This is a genomic window from Pseudomonas cyclaminis, assembly GCF_015163715.1.
Classification (GTDB): Bacteria; Pseudomonadota; Gammaproteobacteria; order Pseudomonadales; family Pseudomonadaceae; genus Aquipseudomonas; species Aquipseudomonas cyclaminis.
Genome location: NZ_JADDUM010000236.1, coordinates 1 through 14,389 on the forward strand (window position 1 = coordinate 1; position 14,389 = coordinate 14,389).

Below are 14,389 nucleotides of genomic sequence, written 5' to 3' on the forward strand. Positions count from 1 at the left end.
TTGTCTGCGATTTGCAAAACATTTGCAAAACTTTTGCAAAACTCCCACCTCAGAATGCCAATTCGGCTCCAACCTCCAGGTACTCGATCTTCTTTTCGTCGTGCCCCTCCTGATAGTGCTTCGTCATCTTCTCGTCCGCGTGCCCCATGAGCGCCTGGATATACTCCTGTGGGAATTTCTGCTGCTCGTACAGCCACGCGCCCAATGCGCGGATCTCGTGAAAAGTGGGCCGCTCGCCGGCCGGCACATGGTCGTAGGCGTGTGCGGCGTCCCTGGCCTTGCTGAACTCCTTGGTCAGGTAGTCCGGGGTCACGGATGTCCAGTGGTCCTTGGCGTCGATCTGTTCCCGCCGGCGGGCCTTGGGCTTGTAGTGGATCAAGTACGGCGATGCGAGCGGCGATCGCAGGCACTCCCCGACAACCTCCCGAAGCGCCGCGCCCATGGTGATTTTCAAGTGCACCGGGTTTTCGTAGCCCTGGGTTTTCCCTGGTGACACCGTGAGCGTGTTCTTTTCCATGTCGGCCGCTGACTTCAACCAGGTAACGATATCTTCCCGGCGCTGCAGGCTGGCCAGGGCCAGGCGAATTGCCCGCTTGAGCCATGGCGGTGTTGTCGCGGCATCGATGATCAGCTTCAATCCGTCGAGCGTGTGGCGCTGGCGCTTCTTCTCGGCCTCTTTCTTCACCAGTGTGAGCTCGGCGTTGTTGCGTTCGGCCAGGCCCTTGGCCACCGCGAAGGCGAAGATCTGTACCCACAGCCCGCGGTGCTTCGTGTAGGCGTTGTTGCTGAAGTTATCCAGGTACTCGGCCATGGCTAGCACATCCAGTTGTCCGATCAGGCGGTCCCCCAGATCCTGCCGGTAACGCACGAGCTTGAACTTGATTTCCTCCAAGGTGCGCGCGGCGTATGAGCGATCCGGCAGCCATTCTTCTTCGAAACGTGTCAGTAGGTTGCTCACGATTGGTAGGCGGTCGCCGGTCAGCACGGCCAGCAGCGAGCCGTCATCGACGACCAACTCGGCGAACTTCAGGTTAGCGGCCCGGGCAGCTTGATTGCCTCTTCCAGTGGGCGGTTGATGCTGGTCATCACGCCAGTGACCGGGTTGCGGTACCGCCAATACTTGCCGTTCGGGTATAGGTTTGGCGGCAGCTTTCTGTTTTGCAGCGTGCGGGGCCGGGCAGCCATCAGCCGAGCTCCAGCATCTTGGCCAGCAGCGGGTCATTCGATCCCATCACCGCCGCTTGTACATCGACGAAATACATCCCGCCTTTTACCTCTCCGATCACTTCGCCTTCCTCAATCCATTTTTTCAACTGCTGCAGGCTCGGCTTTCCGCCGACGTACCGCAACTTCCTGTATTCACCGGCCTCCATGAGGCGCGGCAGCTTGACCGTAATCTGGGCCAGAACTTTTGCCATGATGATGCTCCGCGCCGCGCTGGGCGGCAGAAGGTGGGTTATCGGGTGGCTTTGTCGATCGCTGCTCGAACTACCTTCAGGTACTGACCGTCCACACCGACGTAGCCCATCCCTTCGCAGCGTTTCTGAACCCCTTTAAGAACCTCAACCAGTTCCTCGGCCTGCGCGCGCTCCTCGCGGGCGATATCCCAAAATCGCTGACCCCAGTGATCTGCCGGTGGCGGGTTGGCGTTCTGGGCTCCCATAGCCATAGCCCCGACAATTGCATCGCATAGGTCGCGCTTGTAGGCGTTGTCGCCGTCGATGCTCAGGCCGCGACGACGGAGGGCGCTGACCACTTCGTTTCGATCCAGGCCCTGGTCTTCAAGGATGATGTCTCGCTCCGGCTCACCCGGGGTGACGATGACCAGGGCAAGCTTTGCGCCTGGCAGGCAGTACTCGCTGAGTTTGACCAGGGCACCGTTGGCTGCTTCGTGGAATCGCTGAACTGCTGACATAGGAATACCTCGCCCGCCGCTCACCGGCAGGCATGTAGGGGGATTTGGATTAGGCTGCTGGGTGTTGCACGGTGTCGCGAAAGACATCCATCTGCGCCGCGCCGTCGAGCCAAGCTGCCGCGATCCGGCGTTCAGCCATTGCGGCGTATTCCGGGTTCAGTTCGCACAGGATTGATTTGCGACCTTCCTGCATGGCGACGACGGCTGTGGTCCCGGCACCGCCGAATGGGTCCAGCACCACGCCGCCACGTGGCGCCCCGGCCAGGATGCACGGCCGGATCAGTTCCGGCGGGAACGTAGCAAAATGGGCCTCCTTGAACGCATGAGTCGCCACCGTCCAAACACTGCGCTTGTTTCGGGTCTCGACGTCCCAGGAACTTTCCTCTCGGTCCGGGCGATGCGTACCTTTGGTTTGGCCTGGGATTACCTGTTCTCGCTTCGAATCGTCGCGCTTGAAGCTATCCCGCCGTGATCGCTCTGCACCGTCCTTATGGAAAGCACCGTGAGCACCTTCACCGGTTGAGGTATCCCAGCCGGTCGGCACCGTGACCCGCGACCTGTCGCGAGCCTTTGCGTCAGTACCATGGCCCCAGCCGACTCCGTTGTTCGGCGGTACGGTGTTGCCCGTTGATGTGCGCTTGCCGCCTTCCGCATTGTCGAGGGTGGATCCGTTGACATAAGCGCCGCCACGGAAGCCGTTGGCACTACCTTTTCCAGTTAGGTTTGCTGGCTCGCGAATCGCGTCACTGTCGTAATGGTACCGGCGCGACTTGCTGAGAAGGAAAAGGTATTCGTGGGCCTTCGTGCACCGGTCGCGGGTGGACTCAGGCATTGGGTTTGGCTTGTGCCAGATAATGTCTTGCCGCAGGTACCATCCGTCATCCTGCAGGGCGAAGGCCAGTCGCCAAGGCATTCCCATCAGGTCCTTGTGTTTGAACCCCATGGGAATTTGGCTGGATCGTCTGGCGTTGGCGGTACGCACTGCCACATGCGGAGCGTCGGTACTGTGTCCTCCAAGCCCTACTGGCCCGTTGGGCTTGCTGGCGTAGCTGTCACCCATGTTGACCCAGGCGGTGCCGTCGTCGCGAAGTACTCGGCGAACCTCGCGGAACACCTCGACCAGGCGGGCGACGAATTCCGCCGGCGTTTCCTCCAAGCCGATCTGGCCGTCTACACCGTAGTCCCGCAAACCGTAGTAGGGCGGGCTGGTGACGCACATCTGGACAGACTTATCTGGCAGCGTCCGCATCGACTCAATGCAGTCGCCGATCAAAACGCGATGCTGTTTCATGGCCTGGGCCCCTTGTAGATGAAGACGTAGGCGAACCAGAGGGTGGCGATCATGGCGTCACCCGTTTGAACTCGACCACCCAGACCCACGGGTTGGTCGTCCAACTGCCGGCGCCGTTGATCGACTCCCACAACTCTTGCCATGCGGTTGGAAACCAGTCTCGGTAATTGGGTGATGCGTCGTCGCTGGCCATTTCGGGTGGACATTGCAGGCCTTCGGCTCGGATATCGGCACGACTGATGTCCTGCAGCCGCTCGACGCGCACGTCGGTGATCTCCAGCAGGATGCGACTGTCGCGTCGGAACATATGGATGCCCGGTTTCCAAGGGCCACCGTAGTCGGTGCGGTTGTCGCTCTCGCGGTACACCACCCATTCCTGGTCCGGCGCCTGAGCTACCCGGATGCGTGCCCACGTCTCGCGCACCCACAGCCGGTCGCCGGTCTGGCCGTATGGGCAGAGGTCAGCATTGCCAGGCAATGCCAGAAACGCCGGCTCAAACCCGGCCGCCAAGCAATCCAGCGCCGCCTTTTTCTTAACCTCGCGCCGCGTGACAGTCTTCCGGCCTTCCAGGATGGCGCGCACCATCGGCGCCGAGAACAGGATGGGGCGTTCTTTGATTGCGGTCATGGGGTCACCTTTTCGAAGTGGAACACTACCGGCGCTCCGGTCTCGGCGATCAGCCCATAGGACTTGGCCAGGCGGTAGATGGAGTGGTAACTGTTTAGGGAGTTGATGTGTCCGGCGATCCATGACCGCCAGCCTTCCAGCGTCTGCCGGCCCTTGCTGATATTGCAGGGCGCACAAGCCGGCATCATGTTGTCGAGGTTGTGATTCTCGACCTGCTCGGCAATACGCTCATCGGCGACGCGGATTACCGGTTCCAGGTGATCCGCGTGCCACAGATCGCCAAGCAGCACCCCGCAGTACGCGCAGTGTCCGCCATATTTCAGGCGCACCTGCTCACGCTCAGCTTTCTTCAGGCGCATAGGTATCCTTGCCGCTATAGCGGCTGACTTTGAAGGGGGAGGGGTTACAGGTTTTGCGCAGGAGTACGGATGTACTCCTGCCGTAGTCAGACGCCTGGGCGACCTTTGAAGGCGAGCCAAATGTAGTGCCGGCCTTTGGCGGTGACCTTGATCTTGTCGGCCTGGCGGTTCCAGCTGATCAGGCGGAGCTCGGCAAGGATTGTCGTCAGCGTGTGACCCTGGTGCCAGCCGGCCAAAGCCTTGATGCATCCCTGGGCCAGCAGGCCCCGGAAGTCGTCATGCCCGAAGTTTGTTCCCTTGAACGAGCCCTGCATCTGCTCATCAGTCACAAGATCAGTGACGGCACGCACCTCTGGATCGCGTCGGTAGCATTTATGCGTCATCGCCAGCACCCTCTGTTGGCTTGAGTGCGGAGCGCATGCGAGCGCGCAACCTAAGTACGGCTTCCAAGTCCAGAGGCTCGCGACCTACAGCGTCGAGAACTTCGCCAACCACCCCCTCAAGCACTTCAATGCGCTGACCAGCCTCAAGTGACGTGACGCTGAGCATGTCCTCGGCCTCGGTGAGCGAAGCCAGCAGCAGTGCGTTACGGTCCGATTCCCACTTGACCCCCGCCTCCAGCACATCCACCCGCTCATCTGCTGCGGTCAGGCGCTGTTGCAGGGCGTCACGCTCATCTCGGTAGCGCAATCCTTCCATATGCTTGCCGTGGGCTGAGTTGGCGTTGATCTCGACGTAGCGTTTCTGTTGCTCAAGATCGCGCTGTAGGGCGTCGCGGTCGGCGGTTACCCGGTCGAAGTCGGCGGCCAGGACCACCTCTGGACGAATAAACGGCGTTCCACCATCAGAATTTGGGAGGGTGTTCTTTACCGTCCAGCGCTGTGCTTCGCTCATACAGCCTCCCGCGTTACCAGATCATGGGCACTCACAACCGTCATGCCGAGGCGTGATGCAATGGTGAGTTCAAGAAACGCGCCGTCCGATCCAGCCCAGCCTTTCAGCAGGGCGATGGTGTCGCAGTTCAGCAGCTCAACGATGTCGCGGCGCATGCACTCGCCCCACGAACCGCCGCCTGGGTTGACTTCTGCGGGATTGACTACCTCGTAGCCGAGACCACGAAGGCGCGCTGTCTCGGCATGAAACAGCGGAAAGTTCAGTTCGGGCAGGCCAGACATGGGCCCGCTGAGGTAAATTCGTTTCACGGGGAGTCCTTGCCGGGCCATGCCCGGGCGGTGGAGTGGGGGAGTTCAATCTCCGCAGAAGCAGTCGATGTCTTCGGCGAGATAGTCAAAATCGAAGTCTGTTTGCCTGGCGCGCTGCTCAGCTGACCAGCCCATCGTTTTGTAATCGGCTCGGTCTTGGCGGAATACCTGGCCGAAGCGTTCTTCGGTGCCCGACCACCAGATCACCCGGGACGGGTCGTCGATGATCGTCTTGATCAGCTTTCCTTCGCTTTTCTTCCAGCACAGGTCGCAGTTTCCGAAGTCTGAATCCATGCCCAGATCGAACGGCTGGGCATTCCAGAACTCCGCGACGTCCTCCTTCGTGATGCCTGCGGCGTAAGAGGGGCAAAGGTTGTCCCATCGTGTGCCGCCGCGGGCGTGGCAGCCATCATGCGGTGATAGCGCTTAGGCTCGTCGTAGCGTATGCCGACAACGCAGTCCCACTCGTCGTAGCCCAGGGCGCGCATGTGCTTCTCGCCGATTTTCACCTTCAGGTACGCCGTGCACATATTGTTCGAGAAGTTCGGCAACACCGGAGGAAGGTTCTTGACGTCTTTTCGGTATGCCGCGTAGTACTCGAGCATCATCGTGAAGGGCTCACCATTGCGGCTGGCCGTCTCGAAATTCACCAGCTTGTACCACGGCGCATCGTCAGGCTGGCCGTACACTCGGCACCACTCCATCCAGACGATGCCGACGTTCCATCGCTTGTCTATCCGATCAATGAACACCAACGTTTTTTCGCTCTCCTTGCCGGTATTCTGGAAGAAGGCGTGAACGTCAGCAGGGAGCTTTCCGCCGTGGGCGTCGAGGATCTTGCGTAGCATCTGCCCGCTGGTTCGGCCTCCGGAGACTCCGATCTGGGCGGGACCGGTTATCAAATATGGATTCATAATTACTCCAGGCAGCCGATTGCCTCGCCGGCTGGCGTGATTCGTTGATATGGGGTTGGGTTTACTTTTTCTGGTAGGTCTTGGTCAGCGCTGCGTTGACGCTGTTGCCGCGCCCCAGCACCACGCGGGCAAGTGCTGCCCGATCGGTGTGACTGTGGCTGGCCTGGCTGAGCAAGCCGAAGTAGCTGTTGGCTGTCTCGCGCAGATCCTCGGCGGGCGCTGCGGCTGTTCGCTTCAGCGCCTGGGCCAGTGATCGTTTGCGGGTGGTACGCCGCCAGGGCTTGATGACGTGACCAACGAAGTCGACGCCGCGATCCACGGGTTGCAGGATCGTCTTCGTGGGGTTCAGCTTGGCGCCGAGCCTGGGCAGGAACGCTTCAACCTCGGCCAACCACTGATTGAGCTGCTGCGGTGACTCATGCAGGAACACGAAGTCATCGACGTACCGGATGTAGTGCTTGGCGCGTAGCGTGTGCTTTGCGAACTGGTCCAGCGCATCGAGGTAGACGTTGGCGAAGAACTGCGACGACAGGTTGCCGATCGGCAGGCCGAGGCGTGCGGGCTGCGCTACCAGGCGCTTATGCTGCGGCACCCGGTTGAACAGGTGCGCCGGGCTGCGGGTCTCGTAATCCTCACGCGGGTCATGCATGAGGATCTGGGTAGCCAGGGCCAGCCACCAGGGCTCGGTGATCCTGGCCTCCAGCTGCTTGCGCAGCACTGCCTTGTCGATGGCGACGAAGAAGTTGGCCAGGTCACACTTGAGGTAGAAGATCGGCTTCGACCAGTTCTCGCTGGCGCTCCGTATCTTCGACTCAAGCCGGGTGGCGGCGTACAGCGTGCCGCGCCCTGGAATGCATGCGCAACTGTCCGCTATGAAGCTGGCGTAGAAGCGCGGGGCCACATGGTTGTACATCAGGTGGTGAACGACGCGGTCCCGAAAGGCTGCTGCCCATACTTCGCGGGCTTTCGGTCGGGTGACCACAAAGCAAATGGATCGGCCTGGCCGGTAAGTGCCGGCTATCAGGTCGTCGTACAGCTCCAGCAAGTTGATCTCCATGTCCTTCTCGAACTGCCGGGCACTTGCGGAGTTCCGCTTGTTGCGGCGGCAGTCGTAGTAAGCCTGGACGAGATCCTCGAACCGGAAGGGAGCAACACTTAAATCTGCGGACAGGGCGCGCGAGCCGCTCGTTGTTCTTGTCGTTGTTGTTGAGCCAGCCATCTTCAAAGTCCATGTTGTAGGCGTTGTTGGCGGAGCGCTGCGACCTGTCGAGCTATCTACATCGCCAAACCGAAGGCAGGGTCGATCAGCTTGGAAACTGCGCGAGACCTACGCGGACGCTTTAGACCGGCGGTTTCTGTTGTGCGCATGGCGGTGACCAGAGGTCAGCGGCTCGACCAGATTTGGCGCACAGGCAAGAGGGCCTTGACCCTCAAGCAGCGGGCGCGGTTGCGGACTTCTTCCAGGCATTTGCCTGTCGGCCTACAGAGGCCGTCATCATCATTGCCTTTGCGTGCTGCCCCTTGCTGATGAGCCCTCGATTGGTGAGGGCGCGCAGTAAGTAGTTGAGCATCCAGATGCTTTCGAGCAGGAGGTTGATATGGGGCAGCTTCTCCCGAGTCATGTTGGCCCGGCCGATCAGCACCAGGACCTGCAAGCATTCATCCCGGATCTTTGCCCCGACAACCTGTTTCAGGTCGCGCGGGATATTGCGCACCAGATCAAGCGAGAGGCCGAGTAGCTCTTCGGCGACTTTGTGGATTTCCAAATCCGTATGCAGCGCCATCCCTGGCCTCCTGAAAAGCGAGGGTGCTATCGCACCCATGAATGAATAATTGAATGATCAAATAAACTTTCTGCGGACAGGGCGCGCGAGCCGCTCGAGGCTCTTGGCGAGGCTGTTGAGCCAGCCACCTCCAAAGTCCATGCCGTAGGCGATGTTGGCGGAGCGCTGCGTGCTGGTCCAGTGGTACGCCTTGGTGAACACGTCCGGCACGGTGATTTCGAGGAAGGACGCCTCTCGGCGAGCCATCAGGTAGAAATCTTTGTGCCCGTCGCGCTCGAAGGCTGCGCAGAACTGGGCGGCCGGGTGGTCGTGCTCCCGGTTGCTGTTCGCCAGATACGCGGTATTGGCCTGGCCATCCCATGGAGATTTGGCTCCGTCGAGTTCCTGGCCGTAGCCGCCCCACTCATGCGGCGCCTCTGCATCGCCGCCGGTCGCCACGATCAGGTAGTAGGGTTTGTCGCCGCCAGGGAACAGGCCGCCGTTCACGCCGCCTTCGCCAGGCCAGTATTCGCCCAGAGCCGGAACACCACTTGCGTCGATGGCTGGCGCCGCGGCGATGGCGATGGTTGCCAGCTTCAGAACCACCGCCGGATCCGGGCTGCTGATGACCAGATCTTTTCGGGTATAGGTAGTCAATTCATTTGCGTGCATGGGATGCTCCTATGAGCGAGATAAAGGTGCAGGTAGCCGGCGCTTCCCGACAAGCTTCTGGTCTGGGCGCCGTCCTGGCGCTCCCGGGAATCACCTGCGAAAAACGAGTGAAGGAATGAATTACTGAATAGGGAGGCTGCGGACAGGGCGCGCGAGCCGCTCGAAGTACTTGCCGTAGTAGTGGAGCCAGCCATCTTCAAAGGCCATGAGGTAGGCGCAGTAGGCGGAGCGCTGCGTACTCAGGTGATGCCAGCGCTCTTCGTTCAGCGCCACCAGACCCTCGGCCTTGGCCGCCATCAGCAGTTGGCCTTCCAGGCAGGACGGGATGAAGCCGTCCAGCTCCAGCGCCTGGATGGCGATCACGCTGCCTGCCTCTGCCATGGCGCGGGTGTTGGCTTCGCCGTCGCTGTAGCAGCTTGCTCCTTTGATCTCGACGCCATACTCACCCCACGGCCCGCTGAGCTCGTCAGGGAGCAGGATCAGGGCGCGCTCGGCGCCGTTGAGCCAGTAGCGAGTGACGAACACACCGCCGGCCAGAGGTTGCCCGCGCTCAGGGAGTTCGGCGGCGAGTACTGCTTGCTGTGCTTGCTTGGTCATGGGGTTACTCCGGGTAAGCGCCGCCCTCCGGTTACCGGATGCAGCGAGTAGGGTGGGTTATGCTGGTGTTTCGATTTCGTCGTCAGGCTCGGGCGGGTCGTCGGCGAGCGACTTCAGGCCGGCGGCCCTGATGATGCGTGACACCTTTTCAGTGACTACAAAAGGTGTCGTGACACACTTGAGCATCTGCGCTTGAGTTTCGAAGTCGGCGCCGATCAGGTTGATGAGCATCCGCTGGTGAATGTCCTGCTGGTTGTTGATGCCGTGAGCTGTCATCACTTTGCGCAAGTCGGGCTTGAACACGCCGGCGACTTCAACCGTAAACTTCTCGACGCCCAATGCTGCGTCCTTCGCCGCTGCCTTCTCGCGCTTGCGGCGCTGCTTCTTGGCTTCCGCCGTCGGCTCCTGCTGTTCCTCGGCCATGGCCTACCTCTTCAATTCCACTTGCCGGGATTGCCAGCCAGGTCGGCCGGCGCCGCGCGGCGGTTATCTTGCTGATGCGCCTCATGGTGACTCGGCGAACCTGAAGCCGTTCTCTTGGGCAATCAGCGTCACGCGCTTGATGTGCATCTTCAGGTTCTTCGCGGCCTCGTTGGCCGTGATGCCCTTGGCAGCTTCGGCGCGCACCGCCGGTGCCAGCTTGTCGCGCTGGGCCCGCAGGCGTTCCTGGTGAGCATTGGCGGAGATGACCGGAGTGTTGGCACCAATACCGCTTGGGATGACCTGGGCCTTCTTGCCCGAGCCGAAGAAAGCATCCATCTGGCGGTTGAGGTCAGCGATCACCGCCTGGCGCGGATCTGCCATTGGCACGCCGATCATTGCGCACCGCCCGAGAGCGTTACCTTCACGCCATCTGCGCGAGATTCCAGGGCCTGGGCGAAGTTGCTCGCTTCCTTCCAGTTCCAGCGGAAGCCCTTCACCTTGCCGGTGGCAATCTCAACGATGTGGTAAGCCTTGCCGGCGGTGCGGATCTGAAAGCGAATCTTCTGCACGGGTGGCTCCTTGCCGATCAGGGCGTAGAAGTCGGCGGTGGCGATGCGGGAGCGCACGTGCAGGGCCGCAACCCCGTCTACGCGCTGTTGAATTGATGCGTGCATGGTGGATACCTCAGTGGGTTGCGTTTATTCGTCAGAAACCTGACCGCCTGGTTCTTGCCGGTGGGCCCAGGGGAGGGTGCTGACGGATAAAGGCCAGGCGTAAAAAAGCCCAGTAGGGACTGGGCTTTTCGCTGCGTTACATAGACCTCCCTATGTCACGCAGGGGTGGCGGTTAAGCGCCTGGGTTTGAAGTTCACATGGCTGCAAATCCTCCGTGCAGGATTTCAGTTGTTCGGCAATTCCGAACTGCTGGGGTGAATGCGGTTACTCATCCGCATCCCAAAGCCCACTCGTCGAATGGGCAGAGGTGATGCCTACCGCTTCGAGTTCAACGCCATCGAAAGCAGCCAGCCGATCAGGATCAGCAGCATGACGGCCGCGACGACCGCAAGCCCTCCCCAAAACGGCATGGTTACGTACCACCAGGACCAGTCGATATAGCCGGTGAGCTTGAGGCCGACGAACAGAATGCCAAGCAGGCCGAGCAGGCCAACGCCACCGCTGGTGTTGGATGAACTACTTTTTTTCGTCACAGTGTTTCCCCTTACCGGCCATCAGTACCACCAACAGCAAACCGACCAGCACCAGGTCGCCAACCATTGAGAAGATGCGGCTTGCCGAGTCGACGAAGACAACCCCTCCGGCGAGCCCGTAGGCCGCCAGGGAGCGTACTTTATTGCTGAGCTTGCCCAGCATGGTTACAGGTGATCTTTCAGGTTCAGGCCGAGAAGCTTGGCGCTGCGCTCCAGGGCGGTCAGCTCGGCAGCTTCGATCTCGCCGTCGGCCTCGGCCACCGTCAGCATCACGTTGAGGACGGTCAGCGCCTCCGCCGGGGAGTGGGCCAGGTCGCCCAGTTCTTTCTCGGCGTTCTGGCGCAGGATGCGGGCACCCGACTTGAAGTCGGTCTTGGCCCGGTCGATGGTGTTGGAGAGCTCAGCGCCGAAGCCCTGGAGCGCCGGGTTGTTGCTGAGGATGGTTTCAATCTTCGACAGCTCGCTGTCTTCAAGCTCGCCGTCGGCGGCCGCAACATAAATCGAGCCGTACACCACCGCTTCCATCAGGTCACGGTTTGCCAGCTTGGCGACTGCTGCACGGGCCTGGCCGGATTTCTTGCCGAACAATTTACCTAACATGGTGATTCCTCTGGGTTGGGTTACATCCCGATGCACCCTGTTGCCAAGGTGCAGAAGGAAGATCCCCGCTCTATCTGCGCGCCTCGTACCCGCTGCTGATTGCAGGCCGTAGGTTGTCGTTGGTTTGGGCTTTGCGCTTCCTCCCCACCACCTCAATCAGCATCTGTCGGTGGTGGATCAAAGGTCCGTACAACATGCACGCTGCAGCGCGGTATGCCCTGGTTGAGTGGGGCAGGGTGCATGAGGTCCAGCGTTCCCAGCCGAGGCTATCGGGACCGCTAATTCAAATCGGTATCTCTCCCTTCTGCCGCTGGGATTCGCGGGGTGCATTGCTTGCCGGGTCACTCACTCAGTTCTGGCGTTTCACCATCGAGCAGCCGTACAAGGTTTTCCCTGTCGTTGGCAGGCTTTCGGGCCTGTCTGCTCGCCGGTCGCCGGTAGAGGCAATGCGGTCTGTTGTTTGTTGCGCTGGCTGTTAAAGAGCGTTGGGCGTGGTGTACTTGCTCAGAAGCACAAGTCGGCTTGCATTTATAAAAGCATGCTTGTGTATTGAATGCAAGCACGCTTGTGTTTATTTTGCTTACTGTATGCATGTACAGCATTTTAGGGAGGTGGTTATGGCTAAGCAGAAGGGAAGCCCGGCAGACTCGCGACGGGCAGAAATGACGGGGATGGAGCGGCTGGGCCTGCGAGTCTCATCGATGATCAACCACCCCGTGGCGCAGGCGCAGCGGTGGGTGACGATTCATCGCCTGGACACGGACGGAGATCGGGAGTGGGAAGAGGTGCTGGGGGTCATTGCCGAAACTGACGAGCTTGAGTTGACGCTCAATGATGACGGCAGCGTGACGGTTAGGTGGGAGCAGCAGGAGCTTGAGGTGGCGGGCAAAGGTGAGGAAGAGTTTGAGCGGGAGGAAGAGGCGGCGCCTTTCTAACGGACAATAAAAAGCCCGGCGCTGGCCGGGCTTTGATGATGAGCATGGTCTTACACCGGCAGGCCGTTCCACACGTACAGCACGCGCGCCAAGATGTGGGTGTCATCTACCCGGATATCCTCGGCATCGTGGTGCTTGTTGTCCGAGATCATCTTGAAGCGGTCTTTGCCTTTCTTCTGCAAGCGCTTCACGTACAGCATCTCGTCGTGCGAGAAAAGGTATATGCCGTCCCCGGTGAACTCCCGGATCGTGATATCGACCAGCAGCGGGTCGCGGTCCTTGATCGTCGGGGCCATTGACTGCCCCCATCCGGTGATCATCTTGAGGTGGAAGTGCTCTTTGAACGAAACTCCCATCTCCCTCAAGTGTTTGGGGCTTACCCGTATGTCCTGAAGCATCTCTGGGAATTCGTGCGGGATCTGTCCGCCGCCCATCGCGGCGCGCACGTCATAGTGGGCAATCCACACTTCGTCACCGACCTGGCCCGCCCTGGTGAAGTCGACTTTCACTACATTGGTCGACTTCGACTCAAGCGCCACTTCTTCTACCACTTCGGCGATTCGCGCTCTCGCCTCTTCCGATAAGCCCCGGCCGTGCTTCGCGAGCATCTGCTTGACCAGATCCGCCGAAGAATGGTTGCCAGCCTTTGGAGCATCCGCGGCCTTCCGACTTGGTGGCTCGCCTTTGCCAGAGAGCAGCCAATCGACCGTCGTGTCGTAGCCTTCAGCGATCGCTACCAAGTTTTCGTTCTTTATGTTGCCCGTATCACCGGCAAACCACTGACGAACAGCTTCGTAGCTGACCCCGCAGGTGGTCGCTATATCTCTTTTGAATCCTCGCGGCCCGATCTCAGGCTTTCGCGCCAGGACAAGTTTCGCAATCCGATCAGTAATTTTCATGCAAGCAATCTACAAGTTAGCTTGGCAAGCATGCTTGCTTAGTAAACACAAGCATGCTTGAATTGCCGTATACCCAAAGGAGTCAGCCATGAACCGTGCCGACGCAATTAACCACTTCAAAGGGATCGCTCCCCTCGCCAAAGCGCTCGGCATCACATACGAGGCAGTCCGGCAGTGGGGCGAAGAGATCCCTGAGCTACGTCAGTACCAGCTTGAACTTGTAACCGACGGCCAATTGAAGGCCGACAAAAAGAAAACTGCTGCATAAGGCGTCCGTGTCATTTCTGTTGAGCGAATGATCGCCGGACCTGGCGGCCGCTACCACGGAAACAAATTTGAGGTTTTACGAATGGAAGATTTCTTGAGGGCTTGCCACGCCACCATCAAGGAAAGTGGGGCAGAGGAGCTGGCAGGGAAGATGTGCCTTGCACATGTGAGCTTGCTGCAGCGCTCGAACCCTGACAACTCAGCCCATCACCTGACCATTGAGCATCTGTTCGGCGTCCTGCTGCACACCGGCGACATGCGCCCTCTGATGGCGCTCGCTGACAAGTTTGGCTATGACCTTGTTGCCCGCGAGAAGCCGGTAGCCAAACCGTTAATGGTTGCTCTTGGTCACCTGTCCGCCGAGTGCGGTGATGTGGGCCGATTGATCTTTGACGCAGCTGCTGACAACCACATCAGCCAGCACGAGAAAGCGCAGGGCGAGAAAGCAATCCAGGAAGCAATCGACGCGCTGCACATTCTGCGCGAGTCGCTGAAGGCTGCCTGAATCGCGGGCATAAAAAAACCGCCTGGCAGGGCGGTCCTTTCAACAGCAATGAAACTTGTGGGGCCATTATGAACACACTCGTAGCTCCAAGCAATACCGTAACCATGTCCAGCCGCGAGGTCGCTGATCTAACCGGAAAGCAGCATCACCACGTCGTGCGGGACATCAAGCACAACTTGGCGGAGCTGAACTTAGATGCATCCAAATTTGGA

At 59.9% G+C, this 14,389-nt stretch carries 26 protein-coding genes; 3 read left to right on the plus strand and 23 right to left on the minus strand.

The genetic code is table 11. The annotated features are described in order from the left end of the window. Positions 1-49: 49 nt before the first annotated feature. The 22 genes from IQK56_RS25640 to IQK56_RS25735 all read right to left on the minus strand — a co-directional run bounded on the left by IQK56_RS25640 (position 50) and on the right by IQK56_RS25735 (position 11,571). Complete coding sequence (locus tag IQK56_RS25640) at positions 50-1,015, minus strand: tyrosine-type recombinase/integrase (protein ID WP_246500291.1); 966 nt, start codon at positions 1,013-1,015, stop codon at positions 50-52. 11 nt (positions 1,016-1,026) lie between these two features. After that, positions 1,027-1,185, minus strand: coding sequence for a phage integrase Arm DNA-binding domain-containing protein (locus tag IQK56_RS31290; protein ID WP_246500292.1), 159 nt, complete (start codon positions 1,183-1,185; stop codon positions 1,027-1,029). Then, positions 1,185-1,418: a hypothetical protein gene (locus IQK56_RS25645; RefSeq protein WP_105525176.1), complete on the minus strand. Its 234-nt coding sequence runs from the start codon at positions 1,416-1,418 to the stop codon at positions 1,185-1,187. The genes IQK56_RS31290 and IQK56_RS25645 overlap by 1 nt, the downstream gene beginning before the upstream one ends. 38 nt (positions 1,419-1,456) lie before the next feature. Beyond that, positions 1,457-1,915 (minus strand): hypothetical protein, encoded by a 459-nt coding sequence (locus IQK56_RS25650; protein WP_193864235.1) that lies wholly within the window; start codon positions 1,913-1,915, stop codon positions 1,457-1,459. A 49-nt stretch (positions 1,916-1,964) separates the two neighbouring features. Beyond that, positions 1,965-3,206, minus strand: a complete 1,242-nt coding sequence (locus tag IQK56_RS25655) for a DNA-methyltransferase (protein WP_193864236.1) — start codon at positions 3,204-3,206, stop codon at positions 1,965-1,967. Positions 3,207-3,255: 49 nt separating this feature from the next. Beyond that, positions 3,256-3,834 (minus strand): hypothetical protein, encoded by a 579-nt coding sequence (locus IQK56_RS25660; RefSeq protein ID WP_193864237.1) that lies wholly within the window; start codon positions 3,832-3,834, stop codon positions 3,256-3,258. Beyond that, entirely contained in the window at positions 3,831-4,193 is a 363-nt protein-coding gene (locus IQK56_RS25665) for an HNH endonuclease (RefSeq protein ID WP_193864238.1), read from the minus strand. Before IQK56_RS25665 ends, IQK56_RS25660 begins: the two co-directional genes overlap by 4 nt. Positions 4,194-4,279: 86 nt before the next feature. Continuing rightward, positions 4,280-4,576: a hypothetical protein gene (locus tag IQK56_RS25670; protein WP_193864239.1), complete on the minus strand. Its 297-nt coding sequence runs from the start codon at positions 4,574-4,576 to the stop codon at positions 4,280-4,282. Continuing rightward, a complete protein-coding gene (locus tag IQK56_RS25675; RefSeq protein ID WP_193864240.1) occupies positions 4,566-5,087 on the minus strand; it encodes a hypothetical protein in 522 nt (173 codons plus the stop codon). Before IQK56_RS25675 ends, IQK56_RS25670 begins: the two co-directional genes overlap by 11 nt. Continuing rightward, entirely contained in the window at positions 5,084-5,395 is a 312-nt protein-coding gene (locus IQK56_RS25680) for a DUF4406 domain-containing protein (RefSeq protein WP_193864241.1), read from the minus strand. Before IQK56_RS25680 ends, IQK56_RS25675 begins: the two co-directional genes overlap by 4 nt. Positions 5,396-5,440: 45 nt before the next feature. Next, positions 5,441-5,689, minus strand: coding sequence for a hypothetical protein (locus IQK56_RS31295; RefSeq protein WP_246500293.1), 249 nt, complete (start codon positions 5,687-5,689; stop codon positions 5,441-5,443). Continuing rightward, positions 5,632-6,309 carry an adenine nucleotide alpha hydrolase family protein gene (locus tag IQK56_RS25685; RefSeq protein ID WP_246500294.1) on the minus strand — a complete coding sequence of 226 codons (678 nt, stop codon included), beginning with the start codon at positions 6,307-6,309 and terminating at the stop codon, positions 5,632-5,634. Before IQK56_RS25685 ends, IQK56_RS31295 begins: the two co-directional genes overlap by 58 nt. A gap of 61 nt (positions 6,310-6,370) precedes the next feature. After that, entirely contained in the window at positions 6,371-7,528 is a 1,158-nt protein-coding gene (locus IQK56_RS25690) for an RNA-directed DNA polymerase (RefSeq protein ID WP_193901872.1), read from the minus strand. 211 nt (positions 7,529-7,739) lie between these two features. Continuing rightward, entirely contained in the window at positions 7,740-8,093 is a 354-nt protein-coding gene (locus tag IQK56_RS25695) for a four helix bundle protein (RefSeq protein WP_034134182.1), read from the minus strand. Between the two features lie 57 nt (positions 8,094-8,150). Next, entirely contained in the window at positions 8,151-8,744 is a 594-nt protein-coding gene (locus tag IQK56_RS25700) for an Lcl C-terminal domain-containing protein (RefSeq protein WP_193861793.1), read from the minus strand. Between the two features lie 120 nt (positions 8,745-8,864). After that, positions 8,865-9,341 carry a hypothetical protein gene (locus IQK56_RS25705; RefSeq protein WP_193861792.1) on the minus strand — a complete coding sequence of 159 codons (477 nt, stop codon included), beginning with the start codon at positions 9,339-9,341 and terminating at the stop codon, positions 8,865-8,867. Positions 9,342-9,398: 57 nt separating this feature from the next. Continuing rightward, positions 9,399-9,764 (minus strand): hypothetical protein, encoded by a 366-nt coding sequence (locus tag IQK56_RS25710; RefSeq protein ID WP_193861791.1) that lies wholly within the window; start codon positions 9,762-9,764, stop codon positions 9,399-9,401. A gap of 81 nt (positions 9,765-9,845) precedes the next feature. Then, positions 9,846-10,160: a hypothetical protein gene (locus IQK56_RS25715; RefSeq protein ID WP_193861790.1), complete on the minus strand. Its 315-nt coding sequence runs from the start codon at positions 10,158-10,160 to the stop codon at positions 9,846-9,848. Continuing rightward, positions 10,157-10,438: a hypothetical protein gene (locus IQK56_RS25720; protein WP_193861789.1), complete on the minus strand. Its 282-nt coding sequence runs from the start codon at positions 10,436-10,438 to the stop codon at positions 10,157-10,159. Before IQK56_RS25720 ends, IQK56_RS25715 begins: the two co-directional genes overlap by 4 nt. A gap of 314 nt (positions 10,439-10,752) precedes the next feature. Beyond that, a complete protein-coding gene (locus tag IQK56_RS25725) occupies positions 10,753-10,971 on the minus strand; it encodes a hypothetical protein (protein WP_193861788.1) in 219 nt (72 codons plus the stop codon). After that, positions 10,955-11,134 (minus strand): hypothetical protein, encoded by a 180-nt coding sequence (locus IQK56_RS25730; protein ID WP_193861787.1) that lies wholly within the window; start codon positions 11,132-11,134, stop codon positions 10,955-10,957. The genes IQK56_RS25725 and IQK56_RS25730 overlap by 17 nt, the downstream gene beginning before the upstream one ends. Before the next feature lie 2 nt (positions 11,135-11,136). After that, a complete protein-coding gene (locus IQK56_RS25735; RefSeq protein WP_193861786.1) occupies positions 11,137-11,571 on the minus strand; it encodes a tellurite resistance TerB family protein in 435 nt (144 codons plus the stop codon). 617 nt (positions 11,572-12,188) lie between these two features. Between IQK56_RS25735 and IQK56_RS25740 the strand changes: the two genes are divergently transcribed. Further along, positions 12,189-12,506 (plus strand): DUF1654 domain-containing protein, encoded by a 318-nt coding sequence (locus tag IQK56_RS25740; protein ID WP_193861785.1) that lies wholly within the window; start codon positions 12,189-12,191, stop codon positions 12,504-12,506. 50 nt (positions 12,507-12,556) lie between these two features. Here the strand turns inward: IQK56_RS25740 and IQK56_RS25745 are convergent, their stop codons facing one another. Then, positions 12,557-13,405 (minus strand): XRE family transcriptional regulator, encoded by an 849-nt coding sequence (locus IQK56_RS25745; protein ID WP_193861784.1) that lies wholly within the window; start codon positions 13,403-13,405, stop codon positions 12,557-12,559. 88 nt (positions 13,406-13,493) lie between these two features. Here IQK56_RS25745 and IQK56_RS25750 point away from each other — a divergent pair, with 88 nt between their 5' ends. After that, complete coding sequence (locus tag IQK56_RS25750; RefSeq protein ID WP_044275252.1) at positions 13,494-13,673, plus strand: Cro/CI family transcriptional regulator; 180 nt, start codon at positions 13,494-13,496, stop codon at positions 13,671-13,673. 81 nt (positions 13,674-13,754) lie between these two features. Beyond that, positions 13,755-14,177 (plus strand): phage regulatory CII family protein, encoded by a 423-nt coding sequence (locus IQK56_RS25755; RefSeq protein ID WP_169881283.1) that lies wholly within the window; start codon positions 13,755-13,757, stop codon positions 14,175-14,177. Positions 14,178-14,389: the final 212 nt, after the last annotated feature.